Annotated in this window: 14 protein-coding genes; 10 read left to right on the forward strand and 4 right to left on the reverse strand. The window is 40.3% G+C overall.

Features of this window, described 5'->3' with window-relative positions:
• The first annotated feature begins 35 nt into the window (after window positions 1-35).
• The 6 genes from pspB to tyrR all read left to right on the forward strand — a co-directional run bounded on the left by pspB (window position 36) and on the right by tyrR (window position 5,602).
• Window positions 36-263 carry an envelope stress response membrane protein PspB gene (gene pspB, locus Q7657_RS14655; RefSeq protein WP_008986725.1) on the forward strand — a complete coding sequence of 76 codons (228 nt, stop codon included), beginning with the start codon at window positions 36-38 and terminating at the stop codon, window positions 261-263.
• Complete coding sequence (gene pspC / locus Q7657_RS14660; RefSeq protein ID WP_053988321.1) at window positions 263-649, forward strand: envelope stress response membrane protein PspC; 387 nt, start codon at window positions 263-265, stop codon at window positions 647-649. Before pspB ends, pspC begins: the two co-directional genes overlap by 1 nt.
• 157 nt (window positions 650-806) lie before the next feature.
• Window positions 807-2,204, forward strand: coding sequence for a YcjX family GTP-binding protein (locus Q7657_RS14665; protein ID WP_107165058.1), 1,398 nt, complete (start codon window positions 807-809; stop codon window positions 2,202-2,204).
• A complete protein-coding gene (locus tag Q7657_RS14670; RefSeq protein WP_107165059.1) occupies window positions 2,201-3,226 on the forward strand; it encodes a YcjF family protein in 1,026 nt (341 codons plus the stop codon). The genes Q7657_RS14665 and Q7657_RS14670 overlap by 4 nt, the downstream gene beginning before the upstream one ends.
• 84 nt (window positions 3,227-3,310) lie before the next feature.
• Window positions 3,311-3,811: a hypothetical protein gene (locus Q7657_RS14675; protein WP_107165060.1), complete on the forward strand. Its 501-nt coding sequence runs from the start codon at window positions 3,311-3,313 to the stop codon at window positions 3,809-3,811.
• 252 nt (window positions 3,812-4,063) lie between these two features.
• On the forward strand, window positions 4,064-5,602 hold the full coding sequence (gene tyrR / locus Q7657_RS14680) for a transcriptional regulator TyrR (protein WP_107165061.1): 1,539 nt from the start codon (window positions 4,064-4,066) through the stop codon (window positions 5,600-5,602).
• 76 nt (window positions 5,603-5,678) lie between these two features.
• Here tyrR and Q7657_RS14685 read toward each other — a convergent pair whose 3' ends face one another.
• A complete protein-coding gene (locus tag Q7657_RS14685; protein ID WP_179946517.1) occupies window positions 5,679-6,260 on the reverse strand; it encodes a methylated-DNA--[protein]-cysteine S-methyltransferase in 582 nt (193 codons plus the stop codon).
• A gap of 83 nt (window positions 6,261-6,343) precedes the next feature.
• Between Q7657_RS14685 and rimJ the strand changes: the two genes are divergently transcribed.
• On the forward strand, window positions 6,344-6,940 hold the full coding sequence (rimJ, locus tag Q7657_RS14690; RefSeq protein WP_053988316.1) for a ribosomal protein S5-alanine N-acetyltransferase: 597 nt from the start codon (window positions 6,344-6,346) through the stop codon (window positions 6,938-6,940).
• A 65-nt stretch (window positions 6,941-7,005) separates the two neighbouring features.
• On the opposite strand, the gene pyk is transcribed toward rimJ, so the two are convergent.
• Window positions 7,006-8,451, reverse strand: coding sequence for a pyruvate kinase (pyk, locus tag Q7657_RS14695; RefSeq protein WP_053988315.1), 1,446 nt, complete (start codon window positions 8,449-8,451; stop codon window positions 7,006-7,008).
• 237 nt (window positions 8,452-8,688) lie between these two features.
• The gene (locus tag Q7657_RS14700) at window positions 8,689-9,546 is read right to left on the reverse strand and encodes a MurR/RpiR family transcriptional regulator (protein ID WP_053988314.1); all 858 of its coding nucleotides are present in this window, start codon (window positions 9,544-9,546) and stop codon (window positions 8,689-8,691) included.
• Between the two features lie 373 nt (window positions 9,547-9,919).
• On the opposite strand from Q7657_RS14700, the gene Q7657_RS14705 reads away from it, so the two are divergent.
• Entirely contained in the window at window positions 9,920-10,738 is an 819-nt protein-coding gene (locus Q7657_RS14705; RefSeq protein ID WP_107165062.1) for an SDR family oxidoreductase, read from the forward strand.
• Window positions 10,739-11,469: 731 nt separating this feature from the next.
• Here the strand turns inward: Q7657_RS14705 and Q7657_RS14710 are convergent.
• Window positions 11,470-12,726 carry an L-lactate MFS transporter gene (locus tag Q7657_RS14710; protein WP_107165064.1) on the reverse strand — a complete coding sequence of 419 codons (1,257 nt, stop codon included), beginning with the start codon at window positions 12,724-12,726 and terminating at the stop codon, window positions 11,470-11,472.
• Between the two features lie 865 nt (window positions 12,727-13,591).
• On the opposite strand from Q7657_RS14710, the gene psrA reads away from it, so the two are divergent.
• Entirely contained in the window at window positions 13,592-14,257 is a 666-nt protein-coding gene (gene psrA / locus Q7657_RS14715; RefSeq protein ID WP_107165065.1) for a TetR family transcriptional repressor PsrA, read from the forward strand.
• A gap of 64 nt (window positions 14,258-14,321) precedes the next feature.
• Window positions 14,322-16,598, forward strand: coding sequence for an acyl-CoA dehydrogenase (locus Q7657_RS14720; protein WP_107165066.1), 2,277 nt, complete (start codon window positions 14,322-14,324; stop codon window positions 16,596-16,598).
• Window positions 16,599-16,650: the final 52 nt, after the last annotated feature.

The raw sequence follows: 16,650 nt of genomic DNA on the forward strand, positions 1-16,650 counted from the left end.
TGTATCATTGATTCTGCGCGAAAGGAGAATAAAAAATGTCGATGGGTTTTATTAGCGTTCCATTAGTGGTGTTCATGATTGTTGTCGCACCACTATGGTTAATCCTTCACTATCGTAGTAAACGTCAAGCCGGTGAAGGGCTGTCAGGTGAGGATCAGAAAAAGTTAGAGACCTTAGTGGCACGCGCAGAAGATATGCAAGAACGTATTGTCACGTTAGAGCGTATTCTTGATGCGGAAGTGCCGAGATGGAGGCAAAAATAATGAGCAAAACCTTATACCGTGATCCTAAGAAAGGAAAGCTAGGTGGGGTGTGTGCTGGATTAGCGGAGTATTTCGGCGTAGAAATCTGGTTAATGCGTATCCTTGCGGTTTCTGCTTTTCTTCTTGGATTAGGCTTTTTTGCTACCTTAGCTTACATTGCCGCTTGGTTGATTTTAGATAAGATGCCACCGCAACGAAAAGAGCAACAAGATCAGTATACCGAGCATAACGTAAAGCAAAAACCATGGCAGGCTGGGCGTTCTGCTCATCAAATCCTGCAAAGTGTTGAGTCTGAGCTTGATACCGCAGAGAAAAAAGTACAGCGCATGGAAGCTTATGTAACCTCATCTGCATTTAAAGTAGATCGTGAATTTAGCAAGCTTTAACTGTTGATAGAGTAAATGGCGATAAGCAGGTACTGATAATATTCAGACCTGCTTTTTTTTGTCAGAAAGGCGTAATATAGAGCAATCGCTTTATTGATATTTTTTAGAATAAAGTTGTTAAACCTAAGAAATAAAACGAAAAAAGTTAGGGTTAGTAATGAATCGAATTAGTAATGAGTTGAACAAAATCGTAAATCGTAGCTTAGATAGACATGTTCGACTTGCAGTAACGGGGTTATCTCGAGCAGGTAAAACTGCGTTTATCACCTCTTTAATTAACCAATTACTGCATGTGAGTACTAATGCACGTTTACCTATGTTCAGTGCGGTGCGTGACGGTTATTTATTAGGGGCAAAACGTGTTCCGCAATTAGATTTGCACGTGCCTAAATTTGGTTACGATGAAGGTATGCAATCTATTTTATCGACTCCGCCTGCTTGGCCTGAGCCAACACGTGATGTTAGTCAAACGCGTTTAGCACTGCGTTATAAGCCACAAAAAGGGGCGTTGAAGCTATTTCAAGATACTGCCACCTTGTACCTCGATATTATTGATTATCCGGGTGAGTGGTTATTGGATTTACCACTGTTAGATTTAGATTTTCTTGCGTGGTCAAAACAGCAAAGCCAAGTGTTAAAAGGGAAACGTCTTGAACTGGCGACTGATTGGTTAGCACTAACGGAAAGCTTTGATCCATTTGCACCTGCTGATGAAAAGCAAATAGAGCAAATTTCAGCCGCATTTACGGCATACCTACATCAATGTAAAGCGGAAGGTGGGCTACATTGGGTACAACCGGGGCGTTTTGTGCTGCCTGGTGAATTAGCAGGAGCACCTGTATTGCAGTTTTTCCCATTACTTTGGGATCAAAAATACACTGAAAAACAACTGTTAGATGCCGATGAGAATAGCAATATTGGCATGTTACGCAGTCGTTATAAGTACTATCAGCAACACGTAGTAAAAGCGTTTTATAACGATCATTTTTCTAAGTTTGATCGTCAAATAATCTTAGTCGATTGTTTGCAGCCACTAAATGCAGGGCCAGAATCATTTAACGATATGCGCCAAGCGTTAGATCAATTGATGCAAAGCTTTAAATATGGTCGAAGTTCTTTGTTGCGACGTTTGTTCTCACCACGGATTGATAAAGTGTTATTTGCAGCAACGAAAGCGGATCACATAACACCAGAGCAACATCCTAACTTAGTTGGACTATTACAACAGCTAGTGAACGAAGCGTGGCAAACGGCATCGTTTGAAGGCATTAATATGGACTGTGTGAGCTTGGCGTCGATTCAAGCGACAGAGCCGGGGTTTGTGACCCACCAAGGTCAGCAAGTGCCTGCATTACGTGGCTCTGATATGGCTGGAAATCCACAAACACTGTTTCCTGGTGAAGTGCCAAAGCGTTTACCAAACGAGGCTTTCTGGCAACAACATAGCTTTGATTTTATTAACTTCCGTCCATTGCCACAGCAAAGTGACGAACCGTTACCGCATATCCGAATGGATAAAGCACTTGAGTATTTGTTGGGAGATAAATTGCAATGAGTGATCAACTTAAAAGTAAAATTGTCTTTGATGAGCCAACTGCTCAAGTTGAGCAATTGAATATTGCGTCAAAATTAGAGTTTGCAGAAAAATCTGACTTTCTACCGGATGTGACTCAAGAACCAGAAACTGAAGTGGAGCAAGACTTAAAACAGGTACTGGCAGCGAAACCGAAACGTCGTTATGGCTTTTTTAAAGCGTTAGCGGTGGCAGGTGCTGCAATGGTGGGGTGGCAAACAGTTGATCACGTAGTCACTGCGTATCAAAGTGCTGATTGGTTATCACTAGGCTGGAGCGCCATTGTTGCAGGTGTTGCGGTAACGAGTATTAGCGCTCTTGGGCGTGAATTCTTTAAGTTACGTCGTTTGAAGTTACGCCAATCTGAACGTGATGAAGCACAAATCTTGTTGGATGGGGACGGCATTGGTCATGGTAAAGCATTCTGTACCAAGCTTGCTCAGCATAGCCATATTAGTAGCGATAATCATGGTTACGATCGTTGGATTAATTCATTAGATGCAACCCATAACGATCGTGAAGTTTTAGAGCTATACGATCATCTTGTGGTCAGTCAGCAAGATAAATTGGCACGCAAGCTGGTGGCGAAATACTCCAGTGATGCGGCGGTCATGGTGGCATTAAGTCCGTTAGCGGTGGCAGATATGTTGCTAGTAGCTTGGCGTAACTTACGATTAATTGAGCAGATCTCCCGTGTTTATGGAGTTGAGCTTGGTTACTGGTCTCGCATTAAATTGCTGAAGTTAGTATTAGCTAACATGGCATTTGCTGGTGCATCAGAGGTTATCACCGATCTGGGTATGGACATGCTGTCGATGGATTTAGCAGGTCGCATGTCAACGCGTGTAGCACAAGGGGTGAGTATTGGCTTACTAACAGGACGATTAGGACTTAAAGCAATTGGTTTAATGCGTCCATTGCCTTGGTTACCGGGGGAGCAGCCTAAGTTAAGTGAGATCAGAAAAGATCTTGTCGCTCAGCTGACGCATAAAAAAGATGATTAAAAGGTAGTATTTTCAAATAATTAACATATAAGCTTATCGGTAACGGTAAGCTTATTTTTTATCTAAAGGAACATGGGAAATAAAATGAAAAAAACGACGCTACTATTGCCATTAGCTTTTTTATTATTTGGCTGTGATGCGCAAACATCTGCAACGAAAACAATTGATGCCTCAACGGTTGAGCAATGTAGCCAAGGTGAATATGCCTATTCTTTGCCAGTTGATCTGGAAAAATATACTCACGCGATGGCGCTATTTAGCCAAGAAGGGGGTGATAACCCTTATTCAACGACAAAATTTAAGCAAACGTGTCAGTCATTGCCACAAGTTGAAGACAAATTAGCGTATATAGCAGAGCAAAGTGCGCAAGCCACCTTGCCACATCCAGAAGCTGGCAAAGTGCTTTATTTTAAACAAGTTGATGATACGGCTTATGTTGTATTAGCAGCGCAAGAAGATGGATGGGCTGGGGTATCAGCTGCAATGGCAGCAGCAGAGCCTGTTATCACACGTAATATTCAGTTGAACAGTGCAATTAAGCATGTCACGTTTGGTTATGCGCCCGGAGATGAAAAACAAAGCTAACGAAGATATTTGTCAAACGCAGACAGCGTTATCATCTATTGAGAATAAATGGTGGAAATTGGCTTACTCATCACCATTTAATCTCATATCTTATATTTCTATCTTGACTATAAATAGGCTTGATAGCACACTGCGTGAATGTCACGTTAAGTTGACAACCCGAAAATTACCTCTTCTAAGTTATTATAATTTAATTGATTTTTTAAAACTTAGTTGAGTCAAGAATAGGCTACATCTAAGAAGGCGACAGGTATGAGGCTACAGGTATTTTGTGAAGATCGAGTTGGTATGACTCGCGAGCTGCTAGATATTCTGACTAGTCAGGAGATTGATCTTCGAGGGATAGAAATTGATCGTGTAGGTATTATTTACCTTAATTGTCCCGAAATTGAATTTGAGCAGTTTAGCCAATTAATGTCACAGATTAGACAGTTAGATGGTGTAACCGATGTCAGAAAAATTAGCTTCATGCCGAGTGAGCGTGAACATACAGAGCTTTCTGCACTGCTACAAACACTGCCAGATCCCTTCTTTTCTATCGATCTTAACGGCAAAATTGATTTTGCTAACCAAGCTGCTGAAAGGCTGATGACCCATCATCATAGCTCGCTTCACAATGAAAGTATCCATACATTATTGGGCTTTAATGTTCAGCGTTGGTTAGATAAAAAACATGCTGAAAAGCATACCGAAATGGTCGTGATTGCAGGGCTTGATTACCAAATGGAAGTAATGCCAGTTTACATTAATGATGAAACTGATGCCCCTGTACTTGCTAGCGCATTGATTTTGTTGAAATCCTTGTCTGAAGCGACGATGCCTATTGTTACTCGCCAACTAGACGGAGACAGTGGTTTTGAGCATTTAGTCGGTCACTCTTCTCGCTTTAAGCATTTAGTGGCGCAAGCGAAGAAATTGGCATTGCTTGATGCCCCCTTGTTGATCCAAGGTGAAACGGGTACGGGTAAAGAAATGTTAGCGCGTGCTTGTCACCAACGTTCTACGCGACGTGATAAGCCATTTTTGGTTGTAAACTGTGTGTCTATGCCTGATAACGCGGCTGAAACTGAGTTATTTGGTTTTGCAGGTAGTGCGACTGAGCCAAGTAAAAAAGGCATTTTTGAACAAGCAGATGGCGGTACGGTTTTCTTGTATGAAATTGGCGAGATGTCAAAGCACTTACAAATTAAGCTACTACGTTTTTTACAAGATGGTACGTTCCGTCGTGTAGGCGAAGAAGCAGAGAAGAAAGTTAACCTTCGTGTTATTTGTTCGACACAAAAGAAACTACCCGATTTGGTTGCTGCAGGTGATTTTCGTGAAGATTTGTATTATCGCTTGAATGTATTAGCTTTAGTTGTGCCACCGTTACGTGAGCGTAGTGCCGATATCGTACCTTTAGCTGAGTTATTCCTTACTCAGTTATCACAAGAATTGCATCAAGCAAAACCGCAAATCTCTGAAGAGTTAGCAGAATACCTTAAACAATATGCTTGGCCGGGCAATATTCGTCAGCTTCGTAATGTGTTATTCCGCGCTATGACGCAATTAGATAGTAGTGTTATGACCTCTGATGATGTGCAGTTACCTGAAAATGAATCGAGCAGTATTATTAGTGATGAAACGCTAGATGGCTCATTAGATGAGATCATGAAACGTTATGAATCAGGTATTTTATCTAACCTTTATCGTAGCTATCCGTCTACCCGTAAGCTGGCAAAGCGATTAGGGGTTTCACATACCGCTGTTGCCAATAAATTGCGTGAATATGGTTTAACAAAACGTAACTAATCGTCAGATCAGAAAAGAAAAAAGAGATAATTTAATTATCTCTTTTTTTATGAATTTAGCATAAGTAGGGATAGCGTTAGGCTAGTTCATGCTGGTGGTCTTCAATCAAGATGGTTTTTCCAGATTCAAGCGCTAACAGAAGGGCAACCATATCAGCACCATAGCGGTAACCACATAGGTTTTGATCGCTGTTAAGGACACGGTGACAAGGGATGATGATGGGAATAGGGTTAACGTTTTTCGCCATTCCGATAGCTTGGCTAGCAGCAGGGTTACCAATATCAAGGGCGATTTGTTCGTAACTGGATGTTTTACCAAAAGGGATATCGGCAATGGCATGCCAAATTTGCTGTTGGAACAGCGTTCCTTGAGGAGCGAGTGGGAAAGTGAAGCGTTGGCGAGTGCCTAAGAGATATTCTTTTAGCTGTCTAATAAAGGGTTCCATAAAGCTTGGGTTATGTTGCCATGACTCATCAGGCATATAACCGGGGCTATTGACCGTTAACCTTCTCAAGCCTTGGTGATCGGCTAACAGCATGATGCTGCCTAATTCAGTTTCTATACAATCGTAATACATCCATAACTCACTAAATGCGTTAGTAATTAATAACATTGCTGAGCTAAGATTAACAGATAACAGTTTGATAACATATAACAATCTGTTTATTAGTTATGCTAATCTTACGATAGCTTCAACGCTCAGCACCTCTCTTATTAACATCCTTGTGTCGAGGTAATAGTTTGTTCCATTCAATTATAAACCGTTCATCAACGATTGTGCTTGATGATATAAAAATTCGACTGATTTCTAGTCAGGATGTAGCAAAAATCACTGTTTATTATCAAAAAAATAGAGCCTTTCTAAAAGCGTGGGAGCCAGTTAGAAACGAACTGTTTTTTTCCGAGCTTGGATGGCAGAAAAGGGTTGAGCAAATTGCTACATTGCATCGTCATGAAATGGCTTTTTACTTTGTGATTGAAGACAAAGAAACCCATGACATCATTGGTGTGATCAACTATAGCAACCTAGTGAAATTCCCGTTTCATGCCTGTCATGTCGGTTATTCTCTCGATCAGGACTATCAAGGACGCGCAATTATGCGACGAGCATTGAAAGAAACCGTGAGCTGGATGTTTGAAGTAAAAGGGTTTCACCGCATTATGGCAGCCTATATGCCGCATAATGAGAAGAGTGCCAGTGTGTTACATGCAGTGGGTTTTGAAAAAGAGGGGCTTGCTAAAGATTACTTATTAATTGATGGCCAGTGGCAAGATCATGTTTTAACGTCACTAATTAACCATCAGTGGTCAGCACCTGTAACTTGGTCCGCATCTTAATCTTTTGTTAAGTAAGAATAAAAAAAGGCAACACAAGGTTGCCTTTTTTGATGCTGGGTGAGTGATTACTCAACCGTTAGGATACGCATGTTGTTTGTTGAACCAACCGTATCCATTACGTCACCTTGAGTAATGATCACAAGATCACCTACTTGAACAAAACCTGCATCACGTAGTACGTCTAATGCATGTTTTGCCGCTTCTAGACCAGCATCGCTATCACGATTGAAGTAAACCGGAGTAACACCACGGTAAAGTGCTGCTTGGTTTAGGGTATTTTCGTTACGAGATAAAGCGAAAATAGGTAGACCAGAAGAAATACGAGACATCATCAGTGGAGTGCGACCTGATTCTGTCATTGCCACCATCGCTTTTACGCCAGCCATGTGGTTTGCCGCATACATTGTTGACATCGCAATCGTTTCTTCAGGTGAAGTGAATGAGCGATCTAAACGGTGGTTAGACACGTTAATGCTAGGCTCTTTTTCTGCACCTAGACATACGCTAGCCATTGCTTTCACTGTTTCTTCAGGGAACTGACCAGCCGCAGTTTCAGCTGAAAGCATTACCGCATCAGTACCATCTAGCACGGCGTTAGCCACGTCCATCACTTCTGCACGTGTTGGCATTGGGCTAGTGATCATTGATTCCATCATTTGCGTTGCCGTAATAACTGTACGGTTTAGGCTACGTGCACGACGGATAAGTTTTTTCTGAACACCAACTAGCTCTGGATCGCCAATTTCAACACCAAGATCACCACGTGCAACCATCACAACGTCAGATGCAAGAATGATGTCATCCATTGCTTCGGTTGTTGCTACCGCTTCTGCACGTTCAACTTTCGCGACTAGTTTTGCATTTAGCCCCGCTTCAGTTGCTAGACGACGTGCATACTTCATGTCTTCGCCGTTACGTGGGAAAGAAACCGCTAGGTAATCTACACCCATTGCTGCTGCTGTAATGATGTCTGCTTTATCTTTGTCTGTTAGGGCTTCAGCAGAAAGGCCACCACCTTTTTTGTTGATACCCTTGTTGTTTGAAAGAGGGCCAGCAACGGTTACTTCAGTGTGAACCTTATTACCTTCAACAGCCGTTACTTTTAATTGAACACGACCGTCATCAAGTAACAGAATGTCACCAGTTGTTACATCTTTAGGTAGCTCTTTGTAGTCAAGACCAACAGCGAATTGGTCGCCTTCACCTTTTGGAAGATCACTATCTAGTGTGAATTTATCACCAATAGCAAGTTGGATTTTGCCATCTTTAAACGTAGATACACGGATTTTTGGACCTTGTAAGTCACCTAGAATTGCTACGTTTTTGCCTAGTTTTGCTGCAATCTCACGTACTTGTTTAGTACGTTGAATATGATCTTCCGGACTACCGTGAGAGAAGTTCATACGTACAACGTTTGCACCTGCGGCAATGATCTTTTCAAGATTATTATCACGATCAGTTGCAGGACCAAGGGTGGTTACAATTTTTGTACGTCTTAGGCGTTCAGACATGTGAAACTCCATTATATTGAAACGGGTTTTATTGATACTTAGCAGAAAAGTCAGTGTGGCTAAGTCAGCAATAAAACTTGAGATAGTTTTGATATCATATCTCGCTTATTGGGCTAAATGATGTATATCAAAAGACGATAAACTGTCACTGCTTTTATTCTCGTTAGTTGTAACAAAACGTATGTAACGAGATTGTTGCAACAAAAAAGCGAAGCTTAAGGCTTCGCTTTCAATGGGTTACAAGCTAGGGCTATCTTTGGAAAAACGGGAGTCTTTTAAAGACTCTTTCACGCGTTTTAAGTTATCTCTAAAACCTGCACCACGACGTAGCGTAAAGCCTGTCGCTAACACATCAATAACGGTCATCTGTACAACACGACTCGCCATTGGCATATAAATATCAGTATCTTCTGGCACATCTAAGCAAATAGACAGGGAGCATTCACGCTCTAAAGGCGAGTCTTTTGCTGTAATACCGATCACGGTAGCGCCATTAATACGTGCCATTTGCGCAATTTCAACCAAACTCTTAGTTCGACCAGTGTGGGAAATCACTACAACCACATCACCGTCAGAGCAGTTAATCACGCTCATGCGTTGCATCACAATATCATCAAAACAAACGATAGGAATGTTGAAACGGAAAAACTTATTTTGCGCATCATGAGCAACAGATGCTGATGCACCTAATCCGAAGAAAGAGATTTTTTTGGCTTGAGTGAGCAGATCAACGGCGCGGTTAATTTGCATAGAATCCAAGCTATTTTTGGCAACATCTAAACAAGCCATAGTGGATTCAAAAATTTTTGCCGTGTATGCCTCTGGGCCATCGGTTTCTTCAACATTACGGTTTACGTAAGGTGTGCCGTTAGCCAAACTTTGCGCCAAATGCAGTTTAAAATCAGGGAAGCCTTTAGTATCTAAACGACGACAAAAGCGGTTAACCGTAGGTTCACTGACATCAGCCATTTTTGCGAGGGTCGCAATGCTTGAGTGAATGGCGGTTTGAGGGGAGGCAATAATAACTTCGGCGACTTTTCGTTCTGATTTACTGAAGTGTTCTAAGTTATTTTGAATTTTTTCTATGGTATTCATAGCTAGTCATGCACTTCGTTATTGAATTTCATTTGTAGCAAACTTGTCATCAAGATGCGTCTTTAATGAAACTATACTACTTAATTTTGATTATATCCTAGCTAATCGGGGGATATTGCGAGCTAATTTTATGACTTTATGACCGGGATCGCCTTTTGGCTTTCAGTTTTGAAACCCTGTGCGATGAATAATTACAAAATAATTTCTTTAGATTTCGATATTGTTGCTATTTCTTTCATATATAAGGAATTATTTCACGGCCTGAAATAATAGGTTTGTTGTTATTTGTTATCATTTCTAGTAATGAAACGGAAAAAATAGCGTTATTGGTGTTATTTTTCCAATATAAAAATCATAAAAAAGAGGAGGAAGTATGCAAGTAGCCATTTGTGGATGTGGTTGGCTAGGGTTACCGCTGGCAAAAGCGTTATATAAGCAGGGCTGTAATGTTTATGGTACTAAAACAACATTAGTGGATGCCAAATTGTTAGCGCAATGGGGCATTAATGGTTTTCAGATGCAGTTGCCATTAGAGAGCTGTGAGCAAATAGAGTATTTAGCTCCGTTACTGGCGAGTGATGTGATGGTTATTAATATTGCAGCCGGTCGTCAGAGTATTGATAAAGAGCAGCATTATCAAAATGTGATGTCACTTTCTCATGCGGCAGAAAATGTGGGATGTAAACGTATCATCTTTATTAGTACCACATCGGTTTATGACGGGCGACAGGGGAAAGTCGTGGAAACGGATGATGTCATGCCCATAACGAGTTCTGCTTTAGTGCATGTCAAAATTGAACAGGCGTTACGTGAGCAATGGGGCGAAAAACTCACGATTTTACGCTTATCAGGTTTGATTGGTGATGATCGACATCCTGTTAAGTTTTTAGCGGGTAGACAAGGAATCAAGGATGGTAATAGCCCTGTTAACTTGATTCATTTAGATGATTGTATTGCTGCAATCTGTCGTCTTATTGAGAAGAAAGCGGAAATGCCAGTTTTACATTTAGCCGCAGGTTTTCATCCTTCTCGTCATGACTACTATACCCAAATGGCAAAACAACGATTGCTGCCTTTACCTCAATTTGAGATGAATAACAGTGATAACAATGGAAAGGTGATTGACGCCAGCGCAACCTTAGCGTGGTTGGGGATTAGTTTGCAGCATAATGATTTGCTGATCAGTAAATAAAAAAAACGCTGAACATCAGTTCAGCGTAAAGTTGCAATTAAGAGTTAAATTGCAGTGGCAATTTGCATTATTAGTGAATGTTCGACGGCCAGTTAAACAAATATCACCAATAATATGGGTTCTATATATTCAGACTCCAAATCTAACGCCGAGTTCAAAAAAGATCGAAAAAAATTCCCCAAAGATGCATTTTATTTAATGAACGGTGTTTTTATTGCTTTTCTCTGGCAAATAGGCAAAAAAAATCCCATTAAAAATAGATTTAATGGGATAAAAAAGTTCCGTAAATATAACAAAAAAGTTCAGCAGTAGTGGATATCAAACATAAAAAAATCTGTAACATACTGATTCAATAACCAAAGGCATAGTAGGATATTCAATCAATCATACTAGTAAGACTAGGCATATTTCTGTTAGTTCAAAAAAAATGAAAAAAAATGCGATTTTCTTATGTTGCGGCTTAAACAAGCAGTTTTTCTATAAAAAAAAGCCCGCTAAAAAGGTAGCGGGCAAAAACAATTTTACAATTAGGAGTTAAAGCAGTAGTGGCATTTACAATGATAAAAATCGTCTAAACAGTACGTTTCGTAAAATCTTTATCAGTATGAATACATTAATTATGACTATGCCTATGGGCAAAGGTTCCTAAAATATTCATATTTTTTGATAGATAATTTTTACTGTTTATAACACTATGATTTTTAAAGCTAATTAAATGCAACTGCTCACCATCATGCAGTGGCGTTTACTTCTAATGATTCATTATTTTCTGGTTGGGCGTTAGTCGCTGTTTTAGCCGCAGGGTTTTTGGTTAGTACTGAGAACACTAACGCTACACCCATGATGATTGCTGAGTAGAAGTAAGCCAACTCATAAGTACCTGTTGAATCCACAGCTGCAGCAGCAATCACAGGGCCAATGAAGCCACTTATGCCCCATGCAGTGTAAACCACACCATAGTTAGTGCCGTAGTTCTTTAAGCCGTAGAAACCGGCAGTTAATGATGGGAATACTGCTGGTAATGTACCGTAACAAAGCCCCGCAACAGCCATACCAAGGATCAACCCTGCATGGGTTGTGTAGTGTGGGAATAGGATCATATTGGCAATAGAAAGGACAAAAGACAGGGTTAGTGTTTTTAGACCACCAATTTTGTCACATAACATGCCAGCGAATACACGACCTGAGGTATTGAATAGCGCTAGGATCACAACAAGGTGCGCCGCATCTGTCATGTTCGCTTGTGTTGCAGCTATCGATGTAATGTTACCAATGATCATTAAGCCTGTGGATGACGCACAAAGGTACATGATCCAAATGCTGTAGAATTGAGTTGTTTTCAGCATCTCAGTCCAACGTATTTCAGATTGTGCCACATCCGTTTTTTTCTCTTCTTTATTACTTGCTGCAGCTACTGGCACATAGCTTGCTGGTGGGTTGGTGATAGTAAAAGCAAGTGGTGTCGCAATACACAACAAAGCAATACCTAAAATATTAAAGCTGTAATTAATACCGTAGCTTGCAATTAAAGATGTGATTAATGGTGCTAGGTATACGCCAGCTAAACCAAAACCTGCAGCAATTAAGCCATTAACCAAGCCACGCTTAGATGGATGGAACCATTTCATGGCCGCTGGGCTTAAGCAGGCATAGCTAAAACCGATACCGCCACCAGCAAGAATACCAAACGTAAAGATTAATTGAGTAGGGCTAGTGACATAACCCGACGCAATTAAGCCTAAGCCTGAGCAAATTGTACCTGCGATTAACACACGTTTTGGACCAAATTTGTCTTGTAGAATACCAGCTAAAAGAAGAGTTACTGAGAATGTAATGATAGCAATGGTATAAGGCAAAGAAGCTTCAGCGTTTGACCAGCCTAAATTAACAACAAGGGCCTTTTTAAATACGCTCCAAGTAAACAAAATACCAATACATAAATTAATACAAAAACCAGCAATAAGAATTTGCTTTGCTCTATCAAACATAAAGTTTCTCTCTAATGATATTTATATAACGAAATGTCACACAAATATAATGACGTAACATTTTGAAAAAATAACTTACAAATATTACGTGTTAATTTCTTGCTGTGGATTCTATTGATAAAAAATATGATGACAAGTAAAAAAATAATTTTATTTAAAGTTTTGATATTTAATGGTTTTTTGGTGTTGTCTTGATTTAGAATAAACGTTTTATAATTGTTATTTGTAATATGAATAACAAAGTCATTATAGCTATTTTTTAATACTTAAAATAATCATATAAGTGATTTTAATTATAATGAATGGAACAGTTATTAATGTTTAAAAAATACCTGTTTGTGTTTGATTGTATTAACTCGTGATTAAAAAAGGTGATTATTAATAATTGATTTTAAATAACAACTCGACATAGTAAATATGTCACCATTTATTGAAATAAGTGTATCTAAGAACAATAAAAGAGTGATTATGAATAGCAAGTATGTGCCATTTTAGCGGGATAAGTTGGCGAGAAAACTTGGGTCTCGTCTTAGTGGTTAGGCATGAATGTCTAGATAAATAAAAACCTACTCCAAAAATGAAGTAGGTTATGAAGGAATAACTTCAAGAAAAAAGTAGTGGCATAAATTCAGACTCTCTGGACTCCATTAAGTTCCTCTATATGCATTATTTTTGATTGTTTTTTTGTATTAATTGATTGAATTTATGATTCTACCTCTAAGTAATTGAATTTATTGTGTGTTTTTTTTGATGCGTTGGAGCAAATAAAACATGCTGTATTAGGTCGCATAATGAGATAGCTTGCTTGTTAAATTTGTTATCAGATTGTAATATTTAAACAGGTGTTTAATACAGGTGAATAAAAATGGCAGGTAAAGGAGAAACCAAAGGCCGGATTTTAGATGCCGCAGAGCTATTATTTGCTGAGCATGGTTTTAATGAAACCTCATTACGAACCATTACGAGTAAAGCAGGCGTGAATCTGGCTTCGGTGAATTATCACTATGGTGATAAAAAAACATTAGTTCGAGCGGTGCTTAGTCGCTATCTCGATGTATTTATGCCTGCATTGGAAAGTGAATTAGAACGGCTATTAACCCGTGATGACTTTACGATGGAAGATGTTTTCCAATGTGGTAAATCTCCGTTAGTGAGTCTTGATAGCTATCGAACCAAAGGCGCGACTGTGTTTATGTCACTGCTCGGCAGAGGTTATACAGATGTCCAAGGACACTTACGTTGGTTCATTATTAATCGCTATAAAAGAGTGCTAACACTATTTGTGCAAGCGGTCTGTCGTGCTAACCCTTCTTTAGATCCAGAAACATTATTTTGGCGACTCCATTTCACGTTAGGCGCTGTGGTTTTTACCATGGCTTCCAGTACCGCTTTGCGTGAAATTGCTGAAAATGATTTTTCTAGTCAGGTTAAAACCGAAGATTTGATCGATCGTTTAGTGCCTTATCTTGCCGCTGGCGTAGCTGCACCGATAGAGCCAAATTTATCTCTCTTAAAACAAGTACAAAACTAAATTTAGAACGTATACCTACATGAATTAAAAAACGATAAATATAAAAAGCAAAAGGATCAGAATTATGAGCACTCTATCAGCGATGCGAAAACGTTATCTCAGCGATCCCGCCTTTAAGATGTTTAAGAAAGTGTTACCGCCACTGTCTGACACCGAGCGAGAAGCAATGGAAGCTGGGAGTGTGTGGTGGGATGGTGAATTATTTAGTGGTCAACCTGATTGGAATACACTGCTTAACTACCCTAAACCCAAGCTTACCGATGAAGAGCAAGTTTTTATCGACACTAAATTAGAAACGTTGCTCGCCATGCTAAACGATTACCAAATCGTACAAGAAGACAAAGACTTACCCCCTGAAGTTTGGCAATACCTCCGTGATGAAAAGTTTTTCTCTCTTATTATTGGTAAAGAATACGGCGGATTGGATTTTTCAGCCCATGCCAATTCAACGATAGTCGCAAAAATCGCATCACGCAGTTTAAGTGCAGCGGTGTGTGTCATGGTACCTAATTCACTAGGTCCTGGTGAGTTACTCACACACTATGGAACAGATGAACAAAAAGACTATTGGCTACCTCGTTTGGCACAGGGGAAAGATATTCCTTGTTTTGCACTAACAGGGCCAGAAGCTGGATCCGATGCTGGCGGCATTCCTGATGAAGGCATTGTTTGTTATGGCGAGCATGAAGGCGAGCAAGTATTAGGGCTACGCTTAACATGGAATAAACGTTATATCACCTTAGCGCCCGTTGCTTCTGTATTAGGGCTTGCGTTTAAGATGAAAGATCCTGAGGGTTTGATTGGCGATAAGAAAGAGCTAGGTATCACCTGTGCATTAATTCCAGCAGATCATCCCGGCGTAGAAATTGGCGAGCGTCATGATCCATTGAATATGGGGTTTATGAACGGCCCAACCCGAGGTAACGATGTCTTTATTCCGATGGATTGGCTGATTGGTGGTCAAGAGTATGCAGGTAAAGGTTGGCGTATGTTGGTGGAGTGTCTATCAGCAGGGCGTGGTATTTCATTGCCTGCATTAGGCACGGCGATTGGTCATTTAACCGCGAAAACGACTGGTGCATATGCCGTCGTTCGTAAACAGTTCGGTACTTCGATTGGTAATTTTGAAGGGGTTGCACAAGCGTTAGGACGTATTGGTGGCTTCACTTATATGCTTGAAGCGTCACGTACATTAACAACAACCTCACTAGATATGGAACAAACACCGGGGATTGTGACTGCAATTGCTAAATATCATATGACAGAAATGGCGCGAACGATCTTAAATGATGCGATGGATGTCCATGCTGGGCGTGCGATTCAGCTTGGGCCAATGAATTACCTCGGTCATCACTATTTTGGTATGCCCGTTGCGATAACCGTGGAAGGGGCGAATATTCTTACACGAAACTTAATGATTTTCGGGCAAGGTGCGACGCGTTGCCATCCTTATGTATTAGATGAAATGGAAGCGGCTGCTAATCCTGATGCAAAACAAGGCGCAGAAGAGTTTGATCGTCTGTTGGCGAAACATATCAGTTTTGCCGTGGGTAATGTTAGTAAATCATTATTGAACGCTTTCACTGGTTCTCGTTTCAATCGTGCTCCCGTCAGTGGTGAAACCGAAGTTTATTATCGACATCTATCTCGGATGGCGAAAGCGTTAGCTGTGAGTGCTGATTTTGCAATGTTGAGCTTAGGTGGTGAACTGAAACGTCGTGAGCTTGTATCTGCCCGCTTAGGTGATGTACTGAGCCATTTATATTTAGCTTCTGCAGTATTAAAACGTTACGAAGACGAAGGACGTCAGCAGCAAGATTTACCTATGGTGAAATATGGAGTAGAGCACTGTTTGCACCAATGTGGAATAGCATTTAATGACGTATTTAATAACTTTCCACGCAAAGGTGTCGGACGTTTATTACGTACACTGAATTTTCCATTAGGTATTCATTATCATGCACCTACCGATACATTGGCGATAGAAATTTCATCGTTATTAATGTCACCAGGTGCTCATCGTGAGCGATTAACTCATCTTTGCTATGTTGGTGATAAAGCCGATGATCCAGTGGGAATTATGGAGCGTGCATTTCTTGCTATGCACGAGATCAAACCTTTAGAGCGGAAACTAATGAAAGCGACACGTAGAGGTGAGATCCCACGCAAAGCTTCATTAACAGATAAGTTACAAGTTGCATTGGATGCGGGAGTTATCACAGAAGAGGATGTGAAAAAAATAGAGAATGCTGAACAGCTAAGGCAAAAGGCGATTCAAGTTGATCACTTTTGTGCAGACCATTTTAAAAAAGCTCGCATACAACCAGGAAAGGCGGCTTAGGTATCTTAGTTAATGATATATAAACCTGGAATCTCCCGTGTGCCACGTTTAA

Origin of the sequence: Candidatus Photobacterium acropomis (assembly GCF_030685555.1) — a bacterium.
Taxonomy (GTDB): Bacteria; Pseudomonadota; Gammaproteobacteria; order Enterobacterales; family Vibrionaceae; genus Photobacterium; species Photobacterium lucens.

Coding starts and splice junctions, on each gene's coding strand:
- Q7657_RS14670 (WP_107165059.1), top strand. CDS start 2,201: ATGAGTGATCAACTTAAAAGTAAAATTGTCTTTGATGAGCCAACTGCT.
- pyk (WP_053988315.1), bottom strand. CDS start 8,451: ATGTCTGAACGCCTAAGACGTACAAAAATTGTAACCACCCTTGGTCCT.
- psrA (WP_107165065.1), top strand. CDS start 13,592: ATGGCAGGTAAAGGAGAAACCAAAGGCCGGATTTTAGATGCCGCAGAG.
- Q7657_RS14675 (WP_107165060.1), top strand. CDS start 3,311: ATGAAAAAAACGACGCTACTATTGCCATTAGCTTTTTTATTATTTGGC.
- Q7657_RS14665 (WP_107165058.1), top strand. CDS start 807: ATGAATCGAATTAGTAATGAGTTGAACAAAATCGTAAATCGTAGCTTA.
- Q7657_RS14705 (WP_107165062.1), top strand. CDS start 9,920: ATGCAAGTAGCCATTTGTGGATGTGGTTGGCTAGGGTTACCGCTGGCA.
- pspC (WP_053988321.1), top strand. CDS start 263: ATGAGCAAAACCTTATACCGTGATCCTAAGAAAGGAAAGCTAGGTGGG.
- Q7657_RS14710 (WP_107165064.1), bottom strand. CDS start 12,726: ATGTTTGATAGAGCAAAGCAAATTCTTATTGCTGGTTTTTGTATTAAT.
- Q7657_RS14720 (WP_107165066.1), top strand. CDS start 14,322: ATGAGCACTCTATCAGCGATGCGAAAACGTTATCTCAGCGATCCCGCC.
- Q7657_RS14700 (WP_053988314.1), bottom strand. CDS start 9,546: ATGAATACCATAGAAAAAATTCAAAATAACTTAGAACACTTCAGTAAA.
- tyrR (WP_107165061.1), top strand. CDS start 4,064: ATGAGGCTACAGGTATTTTGTGAAGATCGAGTTGGTATGACTCGCGAG.
- pspB (WP_008986725.1), top strand. CDS start 36: ATGTCGATGGGTTTTATTAGCGTTCCATTAGTGGTGTTCATGATTGTT.